Source organism: Elusimicrobiota bacterium (assembly GCA_016721625.1).
Classification (GTDB): Bacteria; Elusimicrobiota; Elusimicrobia; order FEN-1173; family FEN-1173; genus JADKHR01.
On record JADKHR010000001.1, the window covers coordinates 714,885 to 739,177 of the forward strand.

A 24,293-nucleotide genomic window follows, 5' to 3' on the forward strand; every position below is an offset into this window, starting at 1 on the left:
GTCCCATGCCCATCCTCAGCGCGAACGCGCGCAAAATAAGTTGTACTCGCTCGCAAGCCCGACACTGTTACCGCTGTTTCCACTACCACCTTGTTTTTCCATCCTGGGACGAAGGGATTGAAGTCAATCGCGGTCGAAAATATCAACAACGTATTTTAAATCCGCGTATTGTCCCGTGGCCGGAGGAAACCACGAAAGAGCAAGAGCCTCCTGCCCGCCACTTGCGATTAATTCCCGCGGAGGCGTCAACGTATTCCATTGACTAAACAGGTCTTTTACCACCAAATATTCCGGTGTTGGTGGGGTTGATTTATCCAAAAAGAATGTGACAATGCCATCGGCCGTTCCATTTCCTACAGCGGAATGGGCTACGCTGAGCGCGTCTTGAAGGTAAGAGAGGGTTGGGGGTTCAGGATGCCAGCTTGTTTGGCTCGCATAGATCATGGTGGTCAAAGCGAGGCGAGGCACCTGAGAGTTAAAAGGCTGAAACTGGAAATCAGGGGGACCCGTGAACATCGGGGGAGTGTAAGGATCCAGATTGGAATTTGTGGTTTTAATGTCCCAGATCTCAAATTGGATTGGGAAATGATGGACAACGGAACTAAAGAACAATTCGAATTGCAATTCGGCGCTTGTCTTTGCTTTAAGTTTGTCTGAAATATCCAAACTGACGGCGCCTTCAGATACACCACCGCAGTCTTCTTTCCAAACCTCTTCGCCGTCAATCAGTAGTCGTTTAAAAAATTTTCCCGTTGGAAGAGCAATGGGCGGGTGAACGCATCCCGTTGCTGAAAAGAGATTCGGTGGTTTGTTGCCGCGTCGACATTCACCTTGAGACGTATTCGCCCTTTCGTGTTTGCCGACGCCCACGTGTAAGGCGGAAAAGCAATTTTCCATCCTTTTCGGTTCCAAAGACTTCTGACACCTTTGATCTGTTCGTTCAGGAGAGAAGCGTTGTCGAGGTTTTCGAATGGAAAAATGATCCCGTCGACACGATCCTGATAGGCATCCATAAATGAGGGGGTCAGGCGATCAAAGTAATTGACAACCTGAAAGGAAAGCGAAGGGGAGATCCTGTGTGCTTTTTCCATCATGGTGGCCACAAACTCCGGTGAAAATGTGTTGGTTTGATTGGTGGGAGTAAAGTCATCCATAACAAATCCTTTCAGGTTAGTGAACCTCTTCGCCTCCAGAGCAATCGATTCTGCCCATTTGATGTAGGCCTCCTGGTTGGTTCCATACCCATCCGCCAGGCTGTAGGGCTTATTCGGACCACCTTCGCTGGGAGGTAACAAATAAACCCAAACCTCAATACCCGCCGCTTGGGCGGCGGGCATGAACTCATTCCTAAAATCCTCCCAGCTGCTGTATTGTACCCCCGAGGAGGATTCCCGTATCAAATACAGATACGTTTTCATGCCCGCCGATTTTATTTTATCGATCATCGCTGGGGTGTCGATGTGGTAGGTCGTTTCTAAAGGGCGTCGCTTTTCAATTAATGGGCGGCCAAAATCCCCCAACATTTTATCTCCTTTGATGGATTCAGAACCCGAAGAAGACCAACCATCGCAAAAAGATAGGATCGTTACGAACATCAAGCCTAATAATTTGGGTGGACGGGTCCTCATGAATTCTTCCTCCTTTAATTTTCCAAAGACGGCTGATCAGCCATTGGATCCTATTTCTGCACGACCACCTTCAACCGTTTCGTCCCGCCGTTCTTTTCCATAATCGCCAGGTAGACCCCGCTGGCCACGGGGTTCCCCTCGTCGTTGGTGAGGTCCCAGAGAACGGCCCCTCCTGTGGTCGAGATCAAGGTTTTGACCGGGTGACCGTCCAACGTATAGATCCGCACCGTCGTCTCCGCGGGGATTCGGTCGAAGGTGATGCCGTCGGCTCCGCGCCCTGATTGGAAGGGGGACGGGTATGCGCGGGCAGTATCCACCGTCTCCCAAGCAGAGGGATCGCCGGGCAAGATCGGCGGGAGAGGAATCCCAACCGACGGCGGCATTGTGCGGACCATCGCCTCAAAAGATTGGGGGGATTGGTTTCCCTCAGAATCACGGGCCACCACAGTGAATAAATAGGTCGTCTTGGCCGTCAATTCACGGAGAAGCAAAGTGGATTCGGCGGTGGAAGCCTTTTCAACGCCCGCCTGATACACTTTGTACGTCGCGGGAGCCAGCATGTCCTTCGAAACGCGGATTTCATCAAACCACACCACGCCGTCGGTTATTCTGTAATCGTCAAAATAGCAATAGAGTTTGAGATCCTTCCCCGACCCGTTGGGCGCGGTGAACCGGAAAGACATCGGGGCCCACTCTGAATTCGAGAAGAAATAATCCTTCAGGACCACGGTGACGCCACCTGTCCGATCATAGACCCCCACGCGGCCGCGCACCCTTCCGTTGGTTTTTCCCCAGAAAGTCACAAGATAGGTCTCTCCGGGGGTATAGGTGAGTCCCCGAATTCCATTGAACCATCGCGTTCCATCCGTCTTGACCACCAATCCGGCGTTTCCAAAACGACGGTCGTTTAAGGCGGTCGAACGAAAAACCTGGGTGGAGGTTCCCGACCGCGTCCACCCGTCTGGAAGGCTGAGGTCCGATACGTTTGATGCCTCAAACCCCGGGTTGGCGTTCATTGTTGGGCCCGCGGGAGGAGTCCACGACAAGCGCACCGTGGTGGACGACAGAGCGGTCGCCGTCACATTCCCTGGAGCGGTTCGCTCGATGGGTTTTTGAAGCGGATCGAATTTCGCCAACCCGGACACCGTTAAGAGTCGGACCCCATTGCGCCAGGAGATTCCTGTAAACAATCGATCCACCAACGGCCAAACCGCCGGATCGTATCGAGCTAAACCGACCCATTCGTTCATTCCATACTTGTAATCCACTTCATGGCCGACGATATCAGATCCGTCCACACGCGAATGCATAAAGGGATCGATGATATTTCCATTCCACACCGTTTCCAGAAGTGTCCGAGCGAACATTCGCATATCCTCCGGCGAAAAAACCACGCTGTCCTCGGCCATGCGCAAGACGGCAGATATATCAAGATTGCCATGGTTTAAGTCTTCAGCTTTTAAACCGCTATCAAAACCGTCTTGGAACAGGTTATCGGCGTAATGCCACACATAGCCTCCTCCAGAAGATAAAGTGACGGGTTTCAGGAAAGCTTTAAAAGATTTCCCAAGTTTTTCTGCTTTTTCACGATATTTGGTTTGTCCCGTTAAATGCCATAGGTCAAGAAAGATTTCGGCCATGGGCAAATATTGGTTGTGTGGAAGAGCGATATCGGCGGTTTCACCGGCGCGCCCAAAATCTTTTTGATCGTTCGACACATAAAACCCCTGGTCCCCTTTTTCCCGCCAATCCCTTTCCCAACTTGGAAGAATGGTCTCCTTCGCCAGGACGATGTAGCTCTCTGCCTTTTCATTAAACTCCGGCTGAAGCCAGGGATCTTCTCGGACCAGACGAGCGAAACGAAGAATCGGCGCGAGGAGAACCGCTTGATGAACCAGATATTCCGCTTGCATTTTCAAAGACGCCTGGTCGAAACGCGCGGTTGTCCCCAACGCGTTTCGGGTAAGCGTCAATCGCATTTTTAATGGGTTATTTCCTGCGACAGGTGCGGTGAAAAAAAAGTCTAAATCACCCCAGGAATCGGACGTTCGCTCAGCAAATTCGATCACCGATTCGCCGTTAAGGATTTCAAGGCGCGCCGATCCCCAGCTTTTGACCCGAACTTGATAGATCGCGCCCGGGACGGCGCGAAACGATTCCTGTTCTGCCGCCGGGGCGGTCCCGTCTCCATCCGCCCGAACTTCCAGACAATAAGGCCGGGAAGGACAATCCGTCCGTTTTGTTCGGTTCACGGTGGATGGAAGTCCTCCCACGGCTCGCCAATCGGCCGCGTGGGCGGAATCGGCCAGGGCCACCCGCACATCGTCGAAGGACACCCGTCCATCGGTCGGCTTATAATCGTCGAAATAACAGAGGATTTGAAGGTCGTTCCCCGCGGCGGGCGGTGCGGTGAAGGTAAGGCTTCCAAAGGCCCAGTTGGAATTTGAAAAGAACACCTCCGCCAGCGTCACCGTTCCTGAAGTTCGATCGTAGACGCCGACGCGACCTTTCACTTTTCCGTTTGTTTTTCCCCAAAACGACACGTAGTATGATTGTCCGGGGAGATAAACATTTCTTAGGCTTTGAATTCCGTGGCGCCAGGAAGACCCGTTGGTCTTTACCACCAACCCCGCCGATCCCGCGCGCCGGTCCTCCGCCAAAAGAGAACGATACACTTCCTCGGACGTTCCCGACCGCGTCCAGCCCGCGGGAAGATTTGCTGAAACGCCGCCCTCCCCCACTTCAAATCCTGGGTTTTGGTTTACCGCGACGGGGTCCCCCACGCCGATCCATTCCACCTCATCAAAATAAACAACCCCGTCCGTGGGAAGGTATTGATCGGTGTAACAGTAAATCTTGACGTCCCGTCCAGGGACCGAAGGCGCCTGGACATTGAACTCCACTTTTTGCCATACCGTCGAATCAAAAAACTTTTCGCCCAGGACCACCGTCCCCTCCGTGCGGTCATAGATCCCGATGCGTCCTTTCACTTTCCCGTTGGTCTTTCCCCAGACCGATACGTGGTAAACCGCTCCGGGGACATAGGTCAGATTTTGAATTCCATGGCGCCAATTCACCCCATTGGTTTTGACCACCAAACCGGCGCTCCCCTGATACCGATCGTCCAGGTTCGTGGATCGAAAAACTTCCGTTGAAGACCCTGACCGCGTCCAACCCGCGGGAAGGGTCGGCGCCTGGGGATCCACATCTTCAAACCCCGGGTTGACGGTCAGAACACCGGGAGCGGGTCCCGCCCCGGAAAAGGCCGGATTGGCCAACAGTTCATCCGTGTAGTTGGAGGTTCCCCAAGCCCGTCCGCCATCCCCGTTCCAATCCCTCAAGTGAACCGTTGTTTGATCAAAATGGGTCACCAGTTTGCGAAGGTAATAGGGTTCGTGATAGGCCTCAAACATTTGAAGATAGGACTTAAGTAAAGGCCCTTCGTTCCAAGCCAAGACGGCGCCGTTGGGATCGCTGGTATAGCCCTGGCCCCCATTCAAAGCGTTGTCCGTTGATCGGAAGAGCGTCTGCCAATCGCGGGTTTGGGCGTGAAGCCCCATGGCCCCTGCCAACGCCAAAACAGACAAACCAGATCGGAGCCCAATCCGTTTGAGAAGAGAATGGTTTTTCATGGGGGGTCTCCCTTTGGCACGATTCATTTTTGAACCACCACTTTGATTCTCTTTTGTTCCCCGTCCTTCCCAATCAACGCCAGATAAACTCCGCTCGCCACGGCTTCGCCGTTCTCGTTGGTGAGGTCCCAAGGCGCAACGCCGCCATTATCCGCCACAAGAGTTTTGACGGGTCGGCCCTCCATCGTGAAAAGACGGATTTCTGCCCCCCCAGGAATCCGGTCGAAAGTCAACACGGTCGCCCCCCCCGGGCGGAAAGGCACCGGGTAGGCTCGCGCCCCGTCAACGGATTGAGGTGCAACCAGCGGAACAGGCAAGGTCATGATGGGCGACGTCGCCAAAACACCCGTTTGAATGCCTTTGTAATCAAAAAACAAATTGTCCACCCACAGGGCCCCCTTCCCGGGAGAAGAAGCGGGAAGCAGGCGGAAACCAGAGATCCATGTGTTTCCGCCTGGAATGGGGACGTTGTCCCCCACCAAGACGCCATTGACCCAAGCGCTGAATCGACCCCCCGCGAAATCCGCCAGAATCTCAATCACATACCAGGTGTTCGCGGCATAGCCTTTGGTGTCACCGGCGAAACGAACATATTTGGCGCCGTCGTAAAAGCTCCACGTGGCGTCGCTGTGGGCGTTGATGAAATAGACGCTGGTTGCGTTGCCGTTGCCAAGAAACACGTAATGGGAGGAATTCGCCTCCCTAAATCGGACATGGGCGCGGTAATAAAACGTCGTGACGGACTGACCCGCAAGATACTGCAAATGGCAATACCCGCCGGGATTGTCGTCCGCCAGAGAAAGGCTTTTGGCGCCCCCGCTGGAGGTGGCGTCCGCCGCCACCGTCACGGCGGTTTGCGCGGCGGATGAATTAACGCCCCAGCGAGAGGGAGATGTCCCCACGTTTTCGCTTTCAAAATCGTCGTAAAAGGGAAGCGCCGTGGTCAGCAGGACATCGTCCACCCACATGCCACCCGCGCCGGGGGCGGAGGCGGGGAGCATACGGATCCCAGAGATCGACGAGTTGCTCCCCGGAATAGGAAGGTTGTCCCCCACCAAAACCCGGTCCACCCACACGCTGAACCGACCGATCGTCAGGTCCGCCCGCACCTCCACCTGATACCAGGTGTTGGCCGCGTAGCCCTTGGTATCCCCGAGAAAACGAACATATTTGGCTCCGTCGTAAAAGCTCCAAGTGGCGTCGCTGTGGGCGTTGATGAAATAGACACTGGTTGCGTTGCCGTTGCCGAGGAGCACGTAATGGGAGGCGCGCGTTTCACGAAACCGGACATTCGCCCTATAATAAAACGTATTGATCTTTTGCCCCGAAAGGTATTGCAGTTGGCAATAGCCATTTAGATTGTCGTCCGTCAAATAGGCGCTTTTTCCAGAAACTCCGGCGAACACATCGCCGCTGATCGCCGCATTCGTTTGACTGGCCATGGTGACCGACCAGCGAGAGGGGGATATCCCAACGGCTTCAGTATTAAAATCGTCGTTAAAAGCGCCAAGCTTGACGGGAACGACGGAAGAAAACGGGGAGAGATTCCCCGCGCCGTCCACGGCCCTTACCCGAACATAATAAACCGTGTCGAACATCTGAACCGACGCGGATGTGGAGACCGCCAGCCCAACGTCCCGCCCGTTCCACCCTGGAACGAATGAAGCGAACTCTGTGTCCGTGGACATGTCCACCCGATACCCGGCCACCCCCCCTCCGCCCGAATCGGTGGACAAGGACCAGGACAGGCCCAGTGTCTGTTGAGTAACCGTCGCCGTTAAACCCGACGGCGCGGTGGGCGGGATATGATCAACAAGGATGGAGACGGGTAAGGACACCACGCTATTGCCGGCAACATCATAGGCTTGTGCGGCGAGCGAGTGGCTCCCGGGGGCGAGATTTATTAAGGAGGCGGCGAATGGGGCCGCCGTATCGGTCACCATCGGCGTTCCATCCACCACGAACACCACTCGGGCCACGCCGCCCGCGTCCGAAACGCCGGCGGTGACGGCGACCGTACGAGACGACGGGTAAATCGTCCCGACCACCGGCGCCGTTATGGACACGACGGGCGGCGTATCGTCTCGATCGCCGGACATGAGATTTTCGACGCTGTCCGGAGTTCCACTGACGGGAACGATTCCTTGCAAAAGAGAAACCCCAATCCAATTGGGGCTCATCAAGCGCGTGGCCGCCCCGCTCGCATAGTGGGTGGCGTTATAGATCTGAGAGTCGCATTCTTGGGAAAAGGCGGGATCCAAGTTCCGCATCGAACAGACGGCAAACACCACCGGACTGGAACTTGGTTTCATGGTATAGATCCCTAAAGCGTAGTTTTTGAGCGCGGTCATGTTTTCGCGCAAGGACCGTGCGGCGGCATCCAGATATTCCTGACGTTGGAGCAGGGCCCCCGCTTCCGCCAAGGCCGGAGCCGTCAATGTTCCGAAATGCGCCTCGAAAGTGGGGGTTTTGTATTGGGGCGTATCGACGTCGTCATAGGAAGCGTTGGAGGGCGTCTGAGCCAAATTGTAATAAAGGGAGTACATCGTCCAATGCCCAAGATATAGAAGGCTTTTCTTCACTTTGGCTGTTTTCAAACCGTCCCGTGTGGCGACCTTGATATCAAAGGTCGGCATGGGAAAAGCCGGGTCGTTGAGACGAGCGAGGGTGAGGCCCATTTTCAACATCGCCAAACCCAACAAACCCGAACAGTTCACGCTCACCAAGGCAGGGTCGTCGGCCGTATAGTGAAAACGGAACGGGCGCGGCAGGGTGTAGGTGCTGGTGGAGAACCCGAGCAGATTCAGCGCTTTTTCCCCGTCGTTGCAACCAGGGCCGGGACAAACATCCGTTCGCTGGCCGCCAACGATCGCTAAATTCAATATTTCGTTGTTCGGTTTCAGATTGAAAAAAGCCTGAATGTCCTTGACCTTGAGGGTTCCTCTCACGATGGCATAACTGGACCCCGCGGCCAAATAGGGGTTCGCGCGATCGTCCAACCAATAATGGACGCCTTTGATGAACGCGTCGTAATAGTCCCGCTTCTTCCCCATGTCCGTCGTGGTTTCAAAAGCTCGGCCCAGAACCATGAGCGATCGACCGCTGTCATAGAGATCCGGCGTGGTGTTATTCGTGCAGGTGCCGTTGGCCCAGGCTTCCCAATCACTGGACAGATTGTTCCACCCCCATTTGGTCCCGTCGATTTGAATAGCGGCACTGATAACGTCGTCCCCCATGCGGACGATCGCCTGTTTCATGTCGCTTACCAAAAGGGTTTGGGCAGGATTGTCTTTAAGGAGTCGTATCCCTTCATAAAACGCCGAGGCATAGCCTTCCATTTTGTCGGAATTGCGCGACTGGCCCTTGCGCTTCACCTCACTGCTGGAGGGGCAATGGTCAAGCGCGAGGGGAGTTTCGTCCAATTCTCCATATTTGGCGGCATAGGCACCGGTGGATTTTTTAAGTTGAAAAACAAGGACATCCTCACTCATCGGGATTGGATCCGCGGCGAACAGAACCCCTGGGAGGAAAGCCAACCCAAGAACAACGATTTTTTTCAGGGGACCCATAGGTTTCTCCTTTTTGTTTTCCCACACGCCTTACCCCTTCCCCCGAGATTCTGCTCAGCCAACCGATCCACGATAAGCCGGAGAGAATTCCGCGCCATTTTAAAACCCAAACTTCACGGAAATCACCTGACCAGGATCCAGATCCCCGTGGCTGACGAAGGCGTAGTCCACCACCAGTTTACGCCACCCAAACCCAAGCCCGGCGGAGAGTCCCTCCGCGCTTCCTCCTGTGGATTCTCGGCTGTTGTATCCTCCGCGGAGCGCCAGGCTCAAATCGCTCCCCATCGTTAGTCGATACTCCGCACCCAATGCCAAATGAAGGTTCTCGTCCTTGGGCGCCACCACGTCCAGCGCTCCCGTCCAATCTTTCCAGGGGCGCGCCTCCAATCCGCCTCTTAAGATCAACGGCAGGGGCGCCGATTCCTGGTCGTATTTGATATGGCCGCCCAGGTTCGCCACGCTCCCGCCCACCCGCAGTCGGTTTTTCCAAAACGCCGGCGACATCACTCCGCCGTCCGCCGCCAACGTCCGCGCCGTGTCCACTAATTTCGATTGCACATATTTTACCGACAGCCCAATACCGTAGCCGCTCACCGTTCGCGCATACCCGCCGGTGAGGGACACATCGTTGGGGGTCAGGGTTCCCATCGGGGCGCCCGTCAGGTCCGTTTGGTCCACATCGCCCGGTGAAAAATACTGCAGGCCCACGCCCCAAGCCGATTTACCGTTCCCGCGCCCGTAGGCCGCATAGTCGAGCGCGCTTTCTTCCAAGGCCGTCGAGTGCATGAACGTGGCCGAATGGCCTTCCAGCCGCGTCAGCGCACCAGGGTTCCAATAAAGCGCGGTGGCGTCGCTCGTGGCACCCGTGGCCGCCTCTCCCATGGCCAGGGCCCGAGCCCCAACGCCCATGCTCAGAAATGGGACCGCCGTCGTCCCGGCAGATTTGGCCTTAGCTTGCGCAAACGGCAATAAACACGCAAAAGACATCAAGCCAATGGTTTTGATGTGTTTCATGGCAAATTCTCCTTTTATATTTCCCTGGGTTCACACCCTTTACCAGCAACGAAACAACCAATGACGTTAATTCTGCTCTGGACCCTTTTCCCCCTCACACAGAAAGGTTGTCCTGGTTCTTGGTTATTACACCAAGACGCCTTAAGATTCCCTTAAGAGTTTGAATATTTATTGTCAACAAGTCGTAAATTATTGGTAACGGAAGGGAATAAACTCGATAATCATGGAGAATTGTTGACGCAGGGAAGGAAAACAACTGTTGCTTATTTCTGCACGATCACCCTCAACGGTTTCCGCCCGCCGTTCTTTTCCACGATCGCCAGGTAAACCCCGCCGGCCACGGGGGTGTTGTCCTCGTTCGTCAGGTCCCCTTTCTACCGAAAAGTGATCTCCTCTCCCCCCTGGGAGACTGTTTGGGTGGAATCAGATTAAGAGATGATCTTCCCCCGAAAAAGTGGACACCCAGATAAGTTACATTACGGGTGGAGGTGTGTCCATGGAGAAGCGAACACGGCGAACGTTTGACGCCAATTTCAAACACAATGCGTTGCGAATGGTCTTCGATGAAGGGGTCCCCCTCGAGGAAGTAGCGCGAAAGCTGGATATTCACCGGCAGGTGCTGCACCGCTGGAAACAGGACTACAAACAAGACCCCAAGAACGCCTTTCCCGGTCGCGGACAACGAAAGAACCTGGAAGAAGAAAACCGGAAGCTCCGGCAGGCGTTGAAAAATGCCGAAGAAGAGCGCGAGATTCTAAAAAAAACTTTAACCATCTTGTCGCGCCCAAAGTCGATCGATTCAGGCTTATAAGGCGATACGAAAAAGAACACCGGGTGGATCTGATGTGCCGGGCGCTGGATGTGTCCCGAAGCGGGTATTATTGGCGACGGGGAGCAGCAGTGAGCTCCCGGGAGCAAGAGAATCAGGTTCTTTTGAACCAAATCAAAGAGATCTTTGAAAATAGCCGCCGGACTTACGGGAGCCCGCGCGTGACCGAAGAAATGCAGGAACGTGGGTTCCGCTGCGGGCGCCATCGCGTCGCGCGACTCATGAGGCGCGCGGGAATCCAAGCGAAGGTAAAGAATCGGTTCCGGGCCAAGAGACACAAGGGAAGAGGTTTGTGGGCGTGCCAAACCTCGTTCAGCGGGTCTTTTCCGCGCCCCAGGCCAACCGGCTTTGGCTTGCGGACATTACGTATATCTGGACGTGGAAGGCTGGACCTATTTGGCGGCGATCCTGGACGTCTATTCCCGCAAGATCGTGGGATGGTCCCGGGGCGCCGACCGACGACAGAATTGGCCCGGGCAGCATTTGAAAGAGCTCTGGGCCAGCGAAAAGGGGAACCCGGATTGGTCCACCATTCGGATCAGGGGGCGCAATACGCGAACCATGAATACCAGGCGCTGCTGAAAGCCAAAGGGATCGATGGCAGCATGGGCGACAAAGGAACGTGCTACGACAACGCCATGATGGAGTCGTTCTTTCACACGCTGAAAACTGAGCACACGTATTGGCAGAGTTATGGGTCACGCGAAGAGGCGGAACACAGTCTGTTCGATTACATCGAGTTGTTTTACATTGCCGAAAGGCGGCATTCTGGAGTGGGCTACAAAAGCCCATCGGCTTTTGAGAAACAGAACTCATGAACTTAATCGCGTGTCCACATTATCGGGGCAAGATCAGGAGGTCATTTAACAACTTAAGACGAAAGGTTCAGTTAAATCGCGGGTCGGCGCAGAGCGCCGAACACCGGCGGCGGCAGAGGAGCTGAAAGGGGATTCGACGTAAAATCTGACCCTTATATTTCACAAAACAGTTAGATCTTAGTCTCACAGCTAGGCTCTCACTTTTTTGTTATGTAAAAAGGGACATGTTTTCCGTCTGACGTCAGCGGCTCTGTCCCGGTCATCTCATTCTCTAGGGCCGGGAGCTCTGCGACCGGCCGGTCCTCGCGTGCAACTGAATTATCTGGGTTAACGGATGTTTGCGGGGTCGTCACAAAAAACCATGGGCCAAATATATTCCTGTTGGTTGAGTTTTCGCTTTGGGGGAATGGATTTAAATCGGCGGGACCAGCCCCGTCGATAGACGGGTAAAATTGGAATGAGTTACAAAATAGCCAAACGCCCCATGAAAGACCCGGCGATGAAGGCGGCCAAACCGAGGGCGGAACTTCCGACCACATAGACGAGAGCGGGGAACGTCGCGCCGGATTTAAATAATTGGACGGTTTCAAGCGCGTAGGTGGAGAACGTGGTGAAACCGCCGCAAAAACCCGCCATCAGAAAAAGACGGCCCGCCGTTCCCAAACGCAAACGCTCCTCGGCCCAGGTAAAAAGAAGTCCGATGAAAAAACAACCCGCCCCGTTGACGGCCAGGGTCCCCCAGGGGAAAGAGGTTCCCCACCGCCGATAAATTCCCGCTGACAACGCCACGCGGGCCACGCCGCCCAAAGCGCTTCCGGCGGCCACCAGCACCCATTGTTTAAACATGGCGGGTCCGGGTCGGGGTGACGATCCACTCCATCCGATGATCGTGTTTTTCAACGGGGAGGCGAACCGCCACCTGTTCGTCGAAACAGACCCCGATGGTTTTCGGACGCGGGCGTCGGGCGAGATACCGATCGTAGTAACCGGCCCCGGAGCCCAACCGGTCTCCCCGAAGCGTGAACGCCGCGCCCGGGACCAGGAGGAGATCCAAGCGGTCCACCCAGTCCCGTCGGAAAGGCTCCCGTATGCCGTAAACGTTTTTGACCCATCGGGGGCGGCCGTCCGGAAGGACGGCGAAACGAAGCCGCCTTTCCTCGGGGAAGACCACCGGAACGGCCACCGTTTTTCCCTCACGTCGGGCGAGGGCGATCAGCGGAGCGGTTTCGATCTCGAAGGACAATGGCAGGAAAACACCGACGGACCGAGCCTGACGGAATTCGACCAGGCCGCCGACCCGGCGAGCCAGCGCCAGGGCGGCCGCCCGACGTTTGGGGAAGGAAATTTCTCGGACCAATTCGCGGTAGTACCCCCGAAGAAAATGTTTATGACGGACCGCCTCTTCCGGCTGGAGCTTTTTCATGGCGTGGGTTTCGTCTCGGAAAGACGGCGCTTCGGCCAAAGGGCTTCGTAGCGATCCTTGAGCCGTTTTTCATCCCCCTGGTCGCCGGGTTCCCAAAAACGGATCCATTGGGGCAGGTATTCCTGGGGGCTGAAATGGCCGGGAAAATCGTGGGGGTATTTGTAATGGGCCCCGTGGCCTAAAACCTCGCCGTCCCGGTTAGCGTCCTTCAGGTGGGCGGGGACCTCCCGCCTTGGCCCTCGCTCCACCTCCGCCAGGGCGCGGTTGATGGCCACGTAAGAGGAGTTCGACTTGGGCGCCATGGCCACATACACCGCGGCTTGGGCCAATGGAATCCGGCCCTCCGGCATCCCCACTTTTTCCACGGTTTCAAAAACGGCGTTGGCGATCAAGAGAGCCCGAGGGTCGGCGTTGCCCACGTCCTCCGAGGCGCAGATCAACAAGCGGCGGGCCACGAAGCGCGGGTCCTCCCCCGCGGCCAGCATCTTCGCCATCCAATAGAGCGCGGCGTCCGGGTCCGATCCTCGGAGGGACTTGATGAAAGCGGAAATGGTGTCGTAGTGTTCGTCGCCCCCCTTGTCGTAGCGAAGCGCCCGTCGCTGGGTGGAAGCCTCGGCCACGGCCAGGGGGACATGGATTTCCCCCGCTTTTTCCGACGTCGTGAGGACGGCCAATTCCAGGGCGTTCAGGACGCGCCGAGCGTCCCCATCCGACATGGACAGGAGGTGATCCTCGGCCTCGGGGTCCAGCCGGACTTTTTTCTTTCCAAAACCCCGCTCCGGGTCGGACAGGGCCCGGCGGAGAAGCCCCGGAGATCTTCCTGCGACAACGCCTTGAATTCGTAAACGGTGGAACGGGAGAGGAGAGCGGCGTTCACATAAAAGAACGGGTTTTCGGTGGTGAGTCCGATCAGGGTCACCAGGCCGCGCTCCACGTCGGGCAAGAGGGCGTCCTGTTGGGTGCGGTTGAAGTGGTGAATTTCGTCCAAGATCAGCAGAGTGCGCAAGCCCCGGGCCCGTTTGCGTTCGGCGGCCGCGGCCAGGATTTTCCGAATGTCGGGCACGCCGATCGTCACAGCGTTCGTTTGTTCCACCTGGGCCCGGCTCTTGGCGGCCACGAGGCGCGCCAGCGCCGTCTTCCCGCACCCCGGAGGACCAAAAAATATCGCCGACCCCAACCGATCCGCGTCCACCGCGCGGCGAAGGAGGCTCCCTTCCGCCACCAGCCCGCCTTGTCCCGCGAACTCGCCCCAGTCCCGGGGGGCCATGCGGGCCGCCAGGGGCGCCCCGGCCCCCGGCTCAACGATTTTTTCGTCGAACAGATCCGCCGTCACGCGAGGGCTTTCTCAAGAGATTCCAAAAGGCCTTTGATCTTCGCCTCGTCTTGAGGCGGTAGTTCCCCCCCGGCGGCCTTGTTCCTGGCCCCGAGCTCAAAGGCGATGTTGAGCGCCGCCAAAACGGCGATTTTCTGGGTATCCACCAGGCCGAACTTCTCCGCGATTTCTTTCATTTTCTGGTCCACGTAACTGGCCAATTGGCTCGCCTCCAGCGGCGTGAGATGGCCGGGGTCAAGCTCGTAAAGCTTGCCAAAAATATTGACTCGGGTTTTGTCTTTAACGAGTGGGTTCACGCGACCTTCAGTCCGTCCAATTTGGCGAGGATTTTTTCCAGTCGCTCCCGGGTTTTTTTTCGCTCGGCCAGCAGATCGTCGTGCGCCCGCAGGAGCTTGCGGGCGCGGCGGCTTTCCTCCTCCATCAAGGCCAGCTCCGCCGTGAGCCGCTCGCGTTCTTTCCTGAGATGATGGATCTCGGCGGCGGCCAGACGGACTTTATCGGCCAGCTTGTTTAAAAGGGGGGACGGCATCGCGACCATTAGACTAGCAGAAAAGTCCCGCTCCGACAAGCGTCCTATCGACGGAAACCATGGCCCTTCGATGCCGGACGCCCGGGCCCGGGGCTCAAATTACAAAAGAAATTTTTGACGGGTTTCGGTCTTTGCTATAGTATGGACTGACCATGACAAACCCGCCGAACGCCCCGCACTCCCGATGGGTTCGACCCAGCCCGATTTATTCGCTTTCCGCCTTCTTGGCCGCCATCGGTGTTTTGACTTTCCGCTGGGCGTTAGGCCCCTGGATGGCGGTATCGCTCGCTCTCTTGGCCATTCCTTATTGCCTTTGGGTGCTCGGGAGAGGCACGCTCTACCCGCATATTTATCGGGCGCGTTGGCTAGCGAGCCTGGGGCTCTTGCTTTCTTTCATGGGGTTCAGCGACGCGGCCGGACGATTGGCCTACCAGGGCCTCTGGCGGCGCGCCTTCCAATTGGGGGGAAATGACGCGCTTTTCCAGGAGGACCGCGAAGGCTGGTCGGTCCACTATCCGGGTCTCTGGAAACCCTACGACGCGCGAACCAACGGAGCGACAACCTTCCTTTTCAAACCCAACCGTCTGACGCCGGCGATGGAATTTTCCGTCACCCGTAGAGCGCTTCCCGCTAAAACGAACCTTGAAACCGCGGGCCTGAACTTTCTCCTGGCCCTGCCGAAAAGCGGATCGACGAAAATCCTCACCCAACGCTCGATCCCCTACCCCGGCGCTCCCGGGGCCTATGAAGTGGTCTACGAGGATCCCGACCAGCTGATTCTGCTCCGCCACCGCCTGATTTTTCTTTTAAACGGAGGCGACATGTTCGTTCTCTCCGTCGTGGCCGTGCCCGTCTGGATGGAACGCCTGTCGGCGGAGTCCGAACGGTTCCTCTTCAGCTTCCGCCAGACAACTTGACTCTCTTCTTCCCCCTCCAGCCGTTCATCCCGTAGCCCGCCACCAGGAGAGCGGCCATCACGCCGCCGCCCCACAGGAGAGGCTGAGCGTGGTTCATCATGGCCCGGCGAAACCCCGTCATCCCCGCTTCCAGAAGGATCGTCCAAAAAGTGTCCGCGAAAAAAGTCATCACGAAGGTCCACGGCAAAAGACCGACGGCGCTGGTCCACAGGAACCGCCTGTAGCGCATGTGCGAGAGGCCCGCCAAATAGTTGGTCACCACGAATGGAGGAAACCCCAGAAGTCGGATGACGATGAACATTCCGGGCCCGGGATTCCGCAACCGCGCGGCCACGTCGCGGTTCCGCCAGCGGCTAAAAAATCGGGTCAGCGCGTGTTGGCCCAACCGCCGGGCGATGAAAAAGGGCCCCGTGGCTCCCAGTAAAACCGCCGCCAAATTCACGGCCATCCCTCCTCGAAACCCAAAGAGGACCCCCCCAGCCACAGGGAACAAACTCACCGGAACGATGAGGCAAGCCGCGGCATACAGGATCACGAACACGGGCAAGGACAGCGGGTTCCCCTTCAACGCTTCGATCAGATGGATGAAACTAGCCAGCATGGTTTTCCCCTTGTTCCCCCGAAGAGAGCGAATATCCTAAACCGAAGGTCACGAGCGTCCCCAGGATCACCAACCAGCTCCAGCCGAGCGGAAGGAGGCCCCGTTCGGAGAGAACAAGAAGAACCAGGTTCACCCCGGCGCTCACCCCCATGGCGATGAGGTTGGTGGCGGTCCGTCCCCGGCGGGTGAGGAGGCCCAGGAGAAAGACGCCCAACAGGGACCCGAAGGTGACGCCGCCGATCTTAAAGGCCAGCCAGAGAATATTTTCAAAACGGCTGAATCCCCAGGCCACCAGGGCCAAAAGGACCCCGAAGGCGGCCACGCACGCCCGGGAAAGTCCGACCAGCCGCCGCTCGTCGAGCACGGCCCCGGCTCGGGCCGCCAGCGGCCGATAAACATCCGTCACAAAAGAAGTCGCCAAGGACGCCAAGGGCGAATCGATTCCCGCCAAAACGATGGCCGACAGAAGCCACCCTTTTAAAAGAGTGGGCATCTCGCGCCCGATAAAGTGCGGGAAAATAGCGTCCAGTTTTTCCGGCAACACCGCTTCAGGCCGCGCGGCGTAAAAAGCGTAGAGTCCCGCCCCCACCATCAAATAAATCAACAACACGCCCAGGCTTAGAAAAATGGTGGCGATCATCGTCCGCTGGCTCGACCGTCGGGTCTCCACCGTGAGCAGGCGTTGCATCAGGTCCTGATCCGTGCCGAAAGCCGCCATGGAACCGAAAAAACCGTTCAAGATCGCCACCCAGAGAATGTTCGGATTTCGGAAAAAAGAGCTCCAGTAGGCCGGGTCGCCCACCGAGGGCCCCCAGTCGAAAACCGCCAGTCGTCCCCCGGCCCGCGCCAGGTGGAAAAGTCCCCCCAGACCTCCCTCGGTCCGTCCCGCCAAAAACCAAATCGCGGCCAGCCCGCCCCCGATAAAAACCAACGCCTGCAAAACGTTCGTCCACACCACGGCGCGCATCCCGCCCAGCCCCATGTAGAGGATGCCGATCACGATGAACACCACGATCACAGCCCGAATGTCCCATCCCAGAAGCACCGACAGGGCCAGACAGGCCGCCATCAGCCGGACCCCGGAGCCCAGGAGCCTGGTCAGGAAGAAAAAGAAAGAGGCCGCCACCTGAGTTCCCCACCCGAACCGCGCCGCCAGGTATTGATAGATCGTCGTGCAGTTGAATTTATAAAAAGCGGGGATGAAGAGCGTGGCGATCACGATCCGCGCCGCGGCCGATCCGATAAAGAATTGAAGATACTCCCAGTTTTCCCGGTAAGCCGTGGCCGGGACGGAGATGATGGTGACAGCGCTCACTTCCGTCGCCACAAAGGAGAGCGCGGCCGCCCAGCCGGGAACCCGCCGCCCGCCGAGAAAAAATTCCTGGGTGGAGGTCTGCCGGCGACGAAAGAAAAAACCAACCCCCACCATCAGGGCCAAAAGCCCGCCCAGAACAGCGAAGTCCGCCGGCGCCACCAAGGCGCGATCCCACCATCCGGTTTCCATCAGGGGTACACCAGGATGGATTTTCGATCGTCGAAAAAAATAGTCGCGCTTCGGTGAATCCGCTCCAGTATCGCCTCGGGGGAATCCCCCGCTTTGAACCACGTTTCGAAATCGGCGGATCCGACCACCCGGGGCATCTCGGCCCAACGGGGCTGAAACTCCTTGGGCGAAAGGTCCCGCAAGAGGCACGCGGCATGGACGAAGAGGTCCACCGGCCGGACGCGCTGGGGGTCCGTAAGTTCCACCCGGACGCCGAAACACTTTTTTCCCTTATACCGATCCGAGCGGGGCGTGAACGTCGTCGATTTGAGTCGAAACCCGGGGAGCTTTTTCTTGGCCAGAGCCCGGGCCAGGGGCTCGCTTTTCATCCAGGGGGCGCCGAAGACCTCGAAGGGCCGGGGGGTTCCGCGCCCGACGGAAAGGTTCGTGGACTCAAAGGCCCCCAGACCCGCGTAAAGGAGAGCGGCGCCGGGGGTCCGAATATTGGGCGACGGAGGGAAAAATTCCAACCCCGTGTCGTCCCAGAGCATCCAGCGTTTCCACCCCTTCATCGGGACCGTCAGAATCCTAGCGTTCAACCCGTTCCGCTCGTTATGCCATCGCGCGATTTCGGCCATCGTCAGCCCGTGGCGGGTGGGGATGGAATAGTAGGCCGTAAAGTGCCTCACTTCCGTTGAAAGGACCAAGCCTTCCACCACGGCCCCACCCAAGGGATTGGGCCGATCCAGGACAATGAATTCCAGGTTGGCCTTGGCCGCCGCCTCCAGCGCGTAACCGAGCGTGGTGATGTAGGTGTAGAAACGAACGCCCACGTCGGGCAAATCGCAGACCAGCGCGTCCAACCCCTTCAGACTCTCGGGGTGGGCCGCTGGGTCGCGCCGTAGAGACTATAAACGGGAACGTCGGTGCCGGGGAGAACGCCATCGGCGACCGGGCGCCCATGCTCGACTTTTCCGGTTAGGCCATGCTCCGGCGTGAACACGGCGGCCAGGGTGACGCCGGGAGCCTCTTTTAGGAGGTTCACCACATTCCGCCCCTCGCGGTCCACGGCGGATTGGTTGGCGATGACGCCCACCCGTTTTCCCCAGAGGGGCGCAAAATGTTCCTCGACTAAAACGTCCAACCCGGTCTTCACCTGAGCCTGAAGCATTGCCCCCGCGAAGAGCATCAACCCCAAAAGGGCCCCTGGGCGGCTCATGTCTCCAACACCGCGCGCAGGGATCCGTCGGCGCGTGAGAGGGCGCGCCGGGCTTCCCGCCTCGACATTCGCCGCCGGGCCATCACGATGGCGGTTTTCACTCGGCCGCCGGACCGCGCTAAGAGCCGCCTCGCCTCCTCGGGCGCGACCCGGCCCAGGAGGGAGATCAAATGGGTTCCCCGGGCCGCGAGTTTCTTGGACCGCGGCTGGAGGTCCACCATCCATTGGCCGTACACTTTTCCCAGTCGAACCAGGGTCATGGTGGTGAGCATGTTTAGTATCATCTTGGTCGCCGTCCCGGCCTTGAGCCGCGTGGACCCGGTAAGGATCTCGGGACCCGTGCGAAGAACGATGCGGACGTCGGCCCGGGCGGCCGCCTTGGGGTTACACGTGACAAGAATGGAGGCCGCTCCCCGGCGGCGGGCCAGCGCCAGGGCCGCCCCGGCGAAAGCGGTGACGCCGCTGGCGGCCACGGCCACCACGGCGTCGGAAGAACGCAGGACGGGATCCAAACGGCGGCGGATTTCTTCGGCCTGGTCCTCGGCGCCTTCTTTGGACCGGAAAACGCTGGAACGGCCTCCGGCCATGAGGGCCTGGATGAGGTGGGGAGGCGTGTCGAAGGTCGGCGGGCATTCAGCGGCTTCCAAAACGCACAGGCGGCCGCTGGTTCCGGCCCCCGCCAGAAACAGCCGCCCTCCCCGGGCCAAGCGGCCGGCGATCCGGTCCACGGCCCGGAGAACGTCCCGTTTAGCGCGAGCGGCGGCCCGGGCCGCGGCCAGGTCCTCCCCGCTCATGAGGTCGAAGAGTCGGCCCGGCGAAAGCCGGTCCAGCTCCATCGATCCGGGATGGGGTTTCTCCGTTGGCAGTCGGCGGTAGGCCGCGAGTTTCATGAAGATGAGAATAACAATTTTGGAGAGCCTCGCCCTCGGGCCGGCCGCTCCGAAAAGGAAGGTTCCCCATGTCCGATGAATTGGACCGGCTGATCGGTGAAACCCTGGTGTTCGGGATTCCGGGCCCCCGCCCTACGGTGGAAGATCTACGACTTTTTCGGGAAACCCACGCGGGGGGGTTGATTCTCTACCGAATCAATTTTCGCTCGCCCGAACAGATTTGCGGTTTGATCCGCGGCCTGGAGGAATCGCTCGGACGGCGCCTCCGGGTGACGGTGGACCACGAGGGAGGCCGGGTGGTCATGTTCGAATCCGGCGTGACGGTGTTTCCGGACAATTTGGCCTTCGGCGTCGCGGACCGCACGGACTGGGCCCGCGCCCAGGGAACCATCGAGGGGCGGGAACTCCGCCGACTGGGAGTGGACGTGAACTTCTCCCCCACCGTGGACGTCCTGACCGAGGCGTTCAGCCCCAACATCGGCATCCGGTCCTACGGCCGGGACCCGGCCCAAGTGGCGCGACTGGCCTCGGCGCGGATCCGAGCCCTCCAGCGCCAGGGGGTGAGCGCCTGCGCCAAACATTTCCCGGGCCTCGGGCCCGCCACCAAGGATCCCCATCTCGACCTCCCGGTCATTGACGTCGGTTGGGCGGAACTTCGACGTCGGCACCTGGTGCCTTTCCGCGCCGCCATCGACGCCGGCGTGGACCTCGTCATGTCGTCCCACCCGCTCTATCCCAAACTCGACCCCCGCCCGCGCACGCCGGCCACCTTCTCGCGCCGCCTGATGACCGACCTGCTTCGCAAAGAAATGGGCTTCCGCGGCGTGGTCGCCTCGGACGATTTGGAAATGGGCGCCCTGGGCGGACTGGCCGGGGTGGGACGCGCGGCGGTCTTGGCCGCCCGGGCGGGGCACGACCTGATCCTATGCTGTCACCAGAGAATCCTTCAAAGGGAAGTCGCCCGGGCGCTTCGCGACGCCTATCGCTCGGGGGAACTGAAAGAAACGGACCTGGTAAACTCGGTCCAACGGATCCGGCGCCTCCGAGGATCGTCCCAACCGCGCTTCACGCCCGGAGCGCTCCGGGCCGATCCCTCGGGAGAGAGTCTCGCGCGCCGGGTAGCCGATGCCGCCGTCCGCGTTCGACCAGGACGAGCGGCCCTCCCCTTCCTGAACGCGGGAAAGGTTCAGGTGATTTTTCCGCGCCTTTCGGATCTGGCTCGCCGGATTATGATCGAGCCGGCCTTGCGCCGGGAACGGTCCTTTCTCCTTTCGCGAATCGGTCCCGTCGGGCGAATGGATCTCTTTCCCCTGGATCCCTCTCCCGCTCTTCTCCGTCGGGCGGTTCGCGGGGGCCGCTCGCACGACGCCACCGTCTTCTTTTGTTTCGACGCTCATCTCCACCCAGGCCTTCGACGCCTCTTGGCGGCGCTTGAAAAAGAAAACCGGCCCCTGGTCCTCGTTCTCATGCGGGATCCTTATGACGGGGAATATGCCTCCGCCCGCACCACCCTCGTGAGCGCCTCGGGGTTCCGGCAAAGTCAAATCGAAGCCTGCCTAAAAAAAGTTTTCCCTTCATGAGCCCCGCGCCCACCACCGTCGCGGTAGACCTGGGAGGTAGTTGGCTCCGAGTGGCGGCGTGCGCCGGGAAACGCGGCCTCGCTCAGGCGAGTAAGAAAAAAGCCGTCCCCCCACCCCAATTGCCGGACCTCCTTCAGAATATGTGGAAAAGACGTGGATGGCGTAAGGTTCAACGATTGATTGTCGGGTCGAAAGGCATTTGGACGTTGCCGGAACGAAATAAAATGGCCCGGGAACTCCGTGGCCTGGCGCGGTCCGTTTCAGTGATGTCGGATGTGGAATTGGCCCTGCACGCGGCATTCGGCCGTTCGGGCCGGGGGATCCTGGTCGTCGCCGGCACCGGCTCCATGGCGGTGGGCCGAACCGCCCGGGGTCGGCTGAAACGCGCCGGAGGGCTCGGCCCCGCCCAAGGAGACGAAGGGTCCGGCTGGTGGATGGGGAAGGAATATCAGCGTCGGCGATCGGGGGCAAGGCGAACCGAGGAAGAGTCGCCTCCCACCCCCGCCACCGTCCGCCGGACGGCGGGCCTCGCGGCGCGGGTTCTGCGTCGAGCGGCGACGGATCCACTCTGCGCCCAGATTCGGCGGGAAGCCCAGGAGCATATCGCCGAATTAGTGATCTCCGTCGCAAAAGGGTGGAAATCGCCTCCCCCCCTCCCCGTCGGCTGGGGCGGAGCGCTGTTAAAAAACCCCGCGTTTCGAAAGGGCGTCTGGCACAGGCTCCGGTGTCTGGCGCCCGGCCGTTTTCAGGTCGCGGCCCACAGGGGGACCCCCGAACGAACCGCGGCCCGCCATCCGGACTATTTCCCTCGGCGTCCCCCGCGGGAAGTTTCCCCCCGCTTTCGGACCAAAAAGTAAAGCCGGCCTTTTTCCCAAAACCGAACGGCATACGATTCGGCCTCGGGCCCGCCGCCCACGAAGAAATCCACCCTCGCGGGGCCTTTAATGGCGCCGCCTTCGTCTTGATTCAAAACGAACCGCCCGACCTTGGGATCCTCATCCGTCTCCATCCAAGCCAGAGCGCCGGGCGGAAAAATCGACGGATCCATGGCCACCGAGCGCCCCGGCGTGAGCGCTAAATTCAAAGAGCCAAAAACCTGTTCCCGGGAAGGACCGCGGTCGATCTTGAAAAAAACATAGCGGGGGTTCCGATTGAGGATTTCCTGCCGCTCCTCCGGATGATGGGAAAGATAGTCCACCATGGCCTTCCGGCTGAACTTCTCCCGCGGCAGGATTCCGCTTTCAATCATGTAGCCCCCCACCGAACGGTAGGGATGCCCGTTGTGGCCCGCATAGCGGACCCGAAGCCGTTCCCCGTTGGCCAGGCGCAACCACCCGGACCCCTGAACTTGAAGGAAAAAAACAGAAACGGGATCGTCTGCCCAGGCGATCTCGAGGCCTCGGCCCGATAGAGCCCCCCCGGAATCAATTTCCTTTCGGGTGAAATAGGGCCGCCCGCCCGATCCGGCCCGCCGAATCCCCTGGCGTTCCCCATGGGGTCCCAGAATTTCTTCCAAGTCCCCGGGTCGGCCGTAGAGCGGAAAACGGAATCGACCGGTTCGGGAGAGGGAAACGGACACCTCGTGCTCGTAATAGGCGCTGTAAACCACGGTGCCATCCCGATCCGAGCCGACGGAGGCGTAGAGTTGAAAATCGCGGCGGATCGCCTCCGCCCAACCGGGTTTCCCCGACTCCACCAACTTTAAAAAGTACTCCAGGGATTCCGCCAACTCTGAAACCGCGATCGCGTCCGGACCGAAATAAAAAAGCCGCTCCGGAGGCAGGGTTCGGTAAAAGGCGAGGCTCCCGCGGACCGCCTCGACCAGAGGACCTAAAAGGGAATCGTCGGAAAAGGACGGCGGAGGAGAGGAATCGACCCGGACCATGGCGTTGGCGGCCGTGACGCTTGGCGTCGCCGGGTTCGGCGACATTCCGGTTCCTGTGGAACGCCGGATCGGACCCCGGCACGCCGCGAACCCCAAGACGCAAAAAAACAGCCCGGTCCGCGCGATCAAAAAGCCCGTCCTTGGGATAAAAAGACGGGAGACGGAAATTCCGTTCTTCACGGGCGGAAACTCGTCTTTCACCCTCGGCTGAAAAGCGCCTCAATGGAAGATTGATCCCACCGGACGAACCCTTTTCGAACCAAACCGTCGGCATCGAAACTGAGCCGGACCGAAATCGGCACCTCCCGGGGGGCCCCGACAATGCGATACCGGTAGGTGAGAACCTGCAGGTTTCCTTCCGGCACGCTGTCCAAGGGTTCCCCCAATAGAAGCAGCGTCTTGGCGTGGCTGGGTAGCTCCGCTTCCACCTCGGGGGCCAGGTGGATCTGGGCGCGGGCAAGTTTTTTCATCTCGAAGACCTCGGCATCCTTCGCCTGTTTCAGGGTCTCGATGACGATGTTTCGAGGGAAAAGGAGCATAAACTTCTCCGGGACGATGATCTTCACCAATTTTCCCCGCCTCGAAGCCAGGTCCAAACTTAACCGCTCGAGGGCCACCGACGGTGCGGCGCTGGAGGGACGGACCAAGTCGAATTCGAAATGCTGGAGGAGTTCCTCCCCCCCCGTTTGAAAAAGCGGATCGGCCCCGATCAGAAAACGCACGTCTTTGGTTCTTAGCAGGGGATTTTTGAATTCAATCACCAGTTCCGAACGGCCCCCAATGGCAAAATTGGCGTCGAAATCCTGGAGTTGCTTTTTGACTTCCAATAGCCGGAGGTAAACGCAGGAGGACAGGAACAGGACGGCGCCGGCCAAGCCGAGGAGAAAAACGAAGCCCCGAGAGGAATAGGACCTTGGATTCTTGGCGCCCGAGGGCATGGCGG

Annotated in this window: 21 protein-coding genes and 1 pseudogene; 5 read left to right on the forward strand and 17 right to left on the reverse strand. The window is 58.8% G+C overall.

Annotation, left to right across the window (positions count from 1 at the left end):
* Positions 1-123 precede the first annotated feature (123 nt).
* The 5 genes from IPP35_03025 to IPP35_03045 form a co-directional block, all read right to left on the reverse strand.
* The gene (locus IPP35_03025) at positions 124-666 is read right to left on the reverse strand and encodes a hypothetical protein (protein MBL0058091.1); all 543 of its coding nucleotides are present in this window, start codon (positions 664-666) and stop codon (positions 124-126) included.
* Between the two features lie 59 nt (positions 667-725).
* Positions 726-1,628, reverse strand: a complete 903-nt coding sequence (locus tag IPP35_03030; protein ID MBL0058092.1) for a hypothetical protein — start codon at positions 1,626-1,628, stop codon at positions 726-728.
* A gap of 50 nt (positions 1,629-1,678) precedes the next feature.
* A complete protein-coding gene (locus IPP35_03035; protein MBL0058093.1) occupies positions 1,679-5,260 on the reverse strand; it encodes a carbohydrate binding domain-containing protein in 3,582 nt (1,193 codons plus the stop codon).
* A gap of 23 nt (positions 5,261-5,283) precedes the next feature.
* Entirely contained in the window at positions 5,284-8,829 is a 3,546-nt protein-coding gene (locus IPP35_03040) for a hypothetical protein (GenBank protein MBL0058094.1), read from the reverse strand.
* A 99-nt stretch (positions 8,830-8,928) separates the two neighbouring features.
* On the reverse strand, positions 8,929-9,843 hold the full coding sequence (locus IPP35_03045) for a PorV/PorQ family protein (GenBank protein ID MBL0058095.1): 915 nt from the start codon (positions 9,841-9,843) through the stop codon (positions 8,929-8,931).
* A 496-nt stretch (positions 9,844-10,339) separates the two neighbouring features.
* On the opposite strand from IPP35_03045, the gene IPP35_03050 reads away from it, so the two are divergent.
* Both IPP35_03050 and IPP35_03055 read left to right on the forward strand, forming a co-directional pair.
* Positions 10,340-10,654: a transposase gene (locus tag IPP35_03050; protein ID MBL0058096.1), complete on the forward strand. Its 315-nt coding sequence runs from the start codon at positions 10,340-10,342 to the stop codon at positions 10,652-10,654.
* 23 nt (positions 10,655-10,677) lie between these two features.
* Positions 10,678-11,490, forward strand: a complete 813-nt coding sequence (locus tag IPP35_03055; GenBank protein ID MBL0058097.1) for an IS3 family transposase — start codon at positions 10,678-10,680, stop codon at positions 11,488-11,490.
* A gap of 462 nt (positions 11,491-11,952) precedes the next feature.
* Here the strand turns inward: IPP35_03055 and crcB are convergent, their stop codons facing one another.
* The 5 genes and pseudogenes from crcB to zapB all read right to left on the reverse strand — a co-directional run bounded on the left by crcB (position 11,953) and on the right by zapB (position 14,775).
* Positions 11,953-12,336: a fluoride efflux transporter CrcB gene (crcB, locus tag IPP35_03060; protein ID MBL0058098.1), complete on the reverse strand. Its 384-nt coding sequence runs from the start codon at positions 12,334-12,336 to the stop codon at positions 11,953-11,955.
* Positions 12,329-12,913 carry a 5-formyltetrahydrofolate cyclo-ligase gene (locus IPP35_03065; GenBank protein ID MBL0058099.1) on the reverse strand — a complete coding sequence of 195 codons (585 nt, stop codon included), beginning with the start codon at positions 12,911-12,913 and terminating at the stop codon, positions 12,329-12,331. The genes crcB and IPP35_03065 overlap by 8 nt, the downstream gene beginning before the upstream one ends.
* A pseudogene (locus tag IPP35_03070) lies at positions 12,910-14,180 on the reverse strand (replication-associated recombination protein A). The gene IPP35_03065 and the pseudogene IPP35_03070 overlap by 4 nt, the downstream one beginning before the upstream one ends.
* 62 nt (positions 14,181-14,242) lie before the next feature.
* Positions 14,243-14,506 (reverse strand): cell division protein ZapA, encoded by a 264-nt coding sequence (locus IPP35_03075; protein MBL0058100.1) that lies wholly within the window; start codon positions 14,504-14,506, stop codon positions 14,243-14,245.
* Between the two features lie 32 nt (positions 14,507-14,538).
* Complete coding sequence (gene zapB / locus IPP35_03080; protein ID MBL0058101.1) at positions 14,539-14,775, reverse strand: cell division protein ZapB; 237 nt, start codon at positions 14,773-14,775, stop codon at positions 14,539-14,541.
* A gap of 152 nt (positions 14,776-14,927) precedes the next feature.
* Between zapB and IPP35_03085 the strand changes: the two genes are divergently transcribed.
* Entirely contained in the window at positions 14,928-15,692 is a 765-nt protein-coding gene (locus IPP35_03085; protein ID MBL0058102.1) for a hypothetical protein, read from the forward strand.
* Here the strand turns inward: IPP35_03085 and IPP35_03090 are convergent.
* The 5 genes from IPP35_03090 to IPP35_03110 are packed head-to-tail and all read right to left on the reverse strand — an operon-like array spanning position 15,670 to position 19,885.
* On the reverse strand, positions 15,670-16,293 hold the full coding sequence (locus IPP35_03090; protein ID MBL0058103.1) for a VTT domain-containing protein: 624 nt from the start codon (positions 16,291-16,293) through the stop codon (positions 15,670-15,672). The genes IPP35_03085 and IPP35_03090 overlap by 23 nt on opposite strands.
* The gene (locus tag IPP35_03095; protein MBL0058104.1) at positions 16,283-17,797 is read right to left on the reverse strand and encodes a hypothetical protein; all 1,515 of its coding nucleotides are present in this window, start codon (positions 17,795-17,797) and stop codon (positions 16,283-16,285) included. Before IPP35_03095 ends, IPP35_03090 begins: the two co-directional genes overlap by 11 nt.
* Entirely contained in the window at positions 17,797-18,639 is an 843-nt protein-coding gene (locus IPP35_03100) for a DUF1343 domain-containing protein (protein MBL0058105.1), read from the reverse strand. The genes IPP35_03095 and IPP35_03100 overlap by 1 nt, the downstream gene beginning before the upstream one ends.
* A gap of 5 nt (positions 18,640-18,644) precedes the next feature.
* Positions 18,645-18,995, reverse strand: a complete 351-nt coding sequence (locus tag IPP35_03105; protein MBL0058106.1) for a DUF1343 domain-containing protein — start codon at positions 18,993-18,995, stop codon at positions 18,645-18,647.
* Complete coding sequence (locus tag IPP35_03110; GenBank protein ID MBL0058107.1) at positions 18,992-19,885, reverse strand: N-acetylmuramic acid 6-phosphate etherase; 894 nt, start codon at positions 19,883-19,885, stop codon at positions 18,992-18,994. The genes IPP35_03105 and IPP35_03110 overlap by 4 nt, the downstream gene beginning before the upstream one ends.
* A gap of 68 nt (positions 19,886-19,953) precedes the next feature.
* On the opposite strand from IPP35_03110, the gene nagZ reads away from it, so the two are divergent.
* Positions 19,954-21,465 (forward strand): beta-N-acetylhexosaminidase, encoded by a 1,512-nt coding sequence (gene nagZ, locus IPP35_03115; protein ID MBL0058108.1) that lies wholly within the window; start codon positions 19,954-19,956, stop codon positions 21,463-21,465.
* Between the two features lie 224 nt (positions 21,466-21,689).
* Positions 21,690-22,322, forward strand: a complete 633-nt coding sequence (locus IPP35_03120; protein ID MBL0058109.1) for a hypothetical protein — start codon at positions 21,690-21,692, stop codon at positions 22,320-22,322.
* Here IPP35_03120 and IPP35_03125 read toward each other — a convergent pair.
* Both IPP35_03125 and IPP35_03130 read right to left on the reverse strand, forming a co-directional pair.
* Positions 22,265-23,479, reverse strand: coding sequence for an MltA domain-containing protein (locus IPP35_03125; GenBank protein MBL0058110.1), 1,215 nt, complete (start codon positions 23,477-23,479; stop codon positions 22,265-22,267). The genes IPP35_03120 and IPP35_03125 overlap by 58 nt on opposite strands.
* Before the next feature lie 68 nt (positions 23,480-23,547).
* Positions 23,548-24,288, reverse strand: a complete 741-nt coding sequence (locus IPP35_03130; GenBank protein ID MBL0058111.1) for a hypothetical protein — start codon at positions 24,286-24,288, stop codon at positions 23,548-23,550.
* Positions 24,289-24,293: the final 5 nt, after the last annotated feature.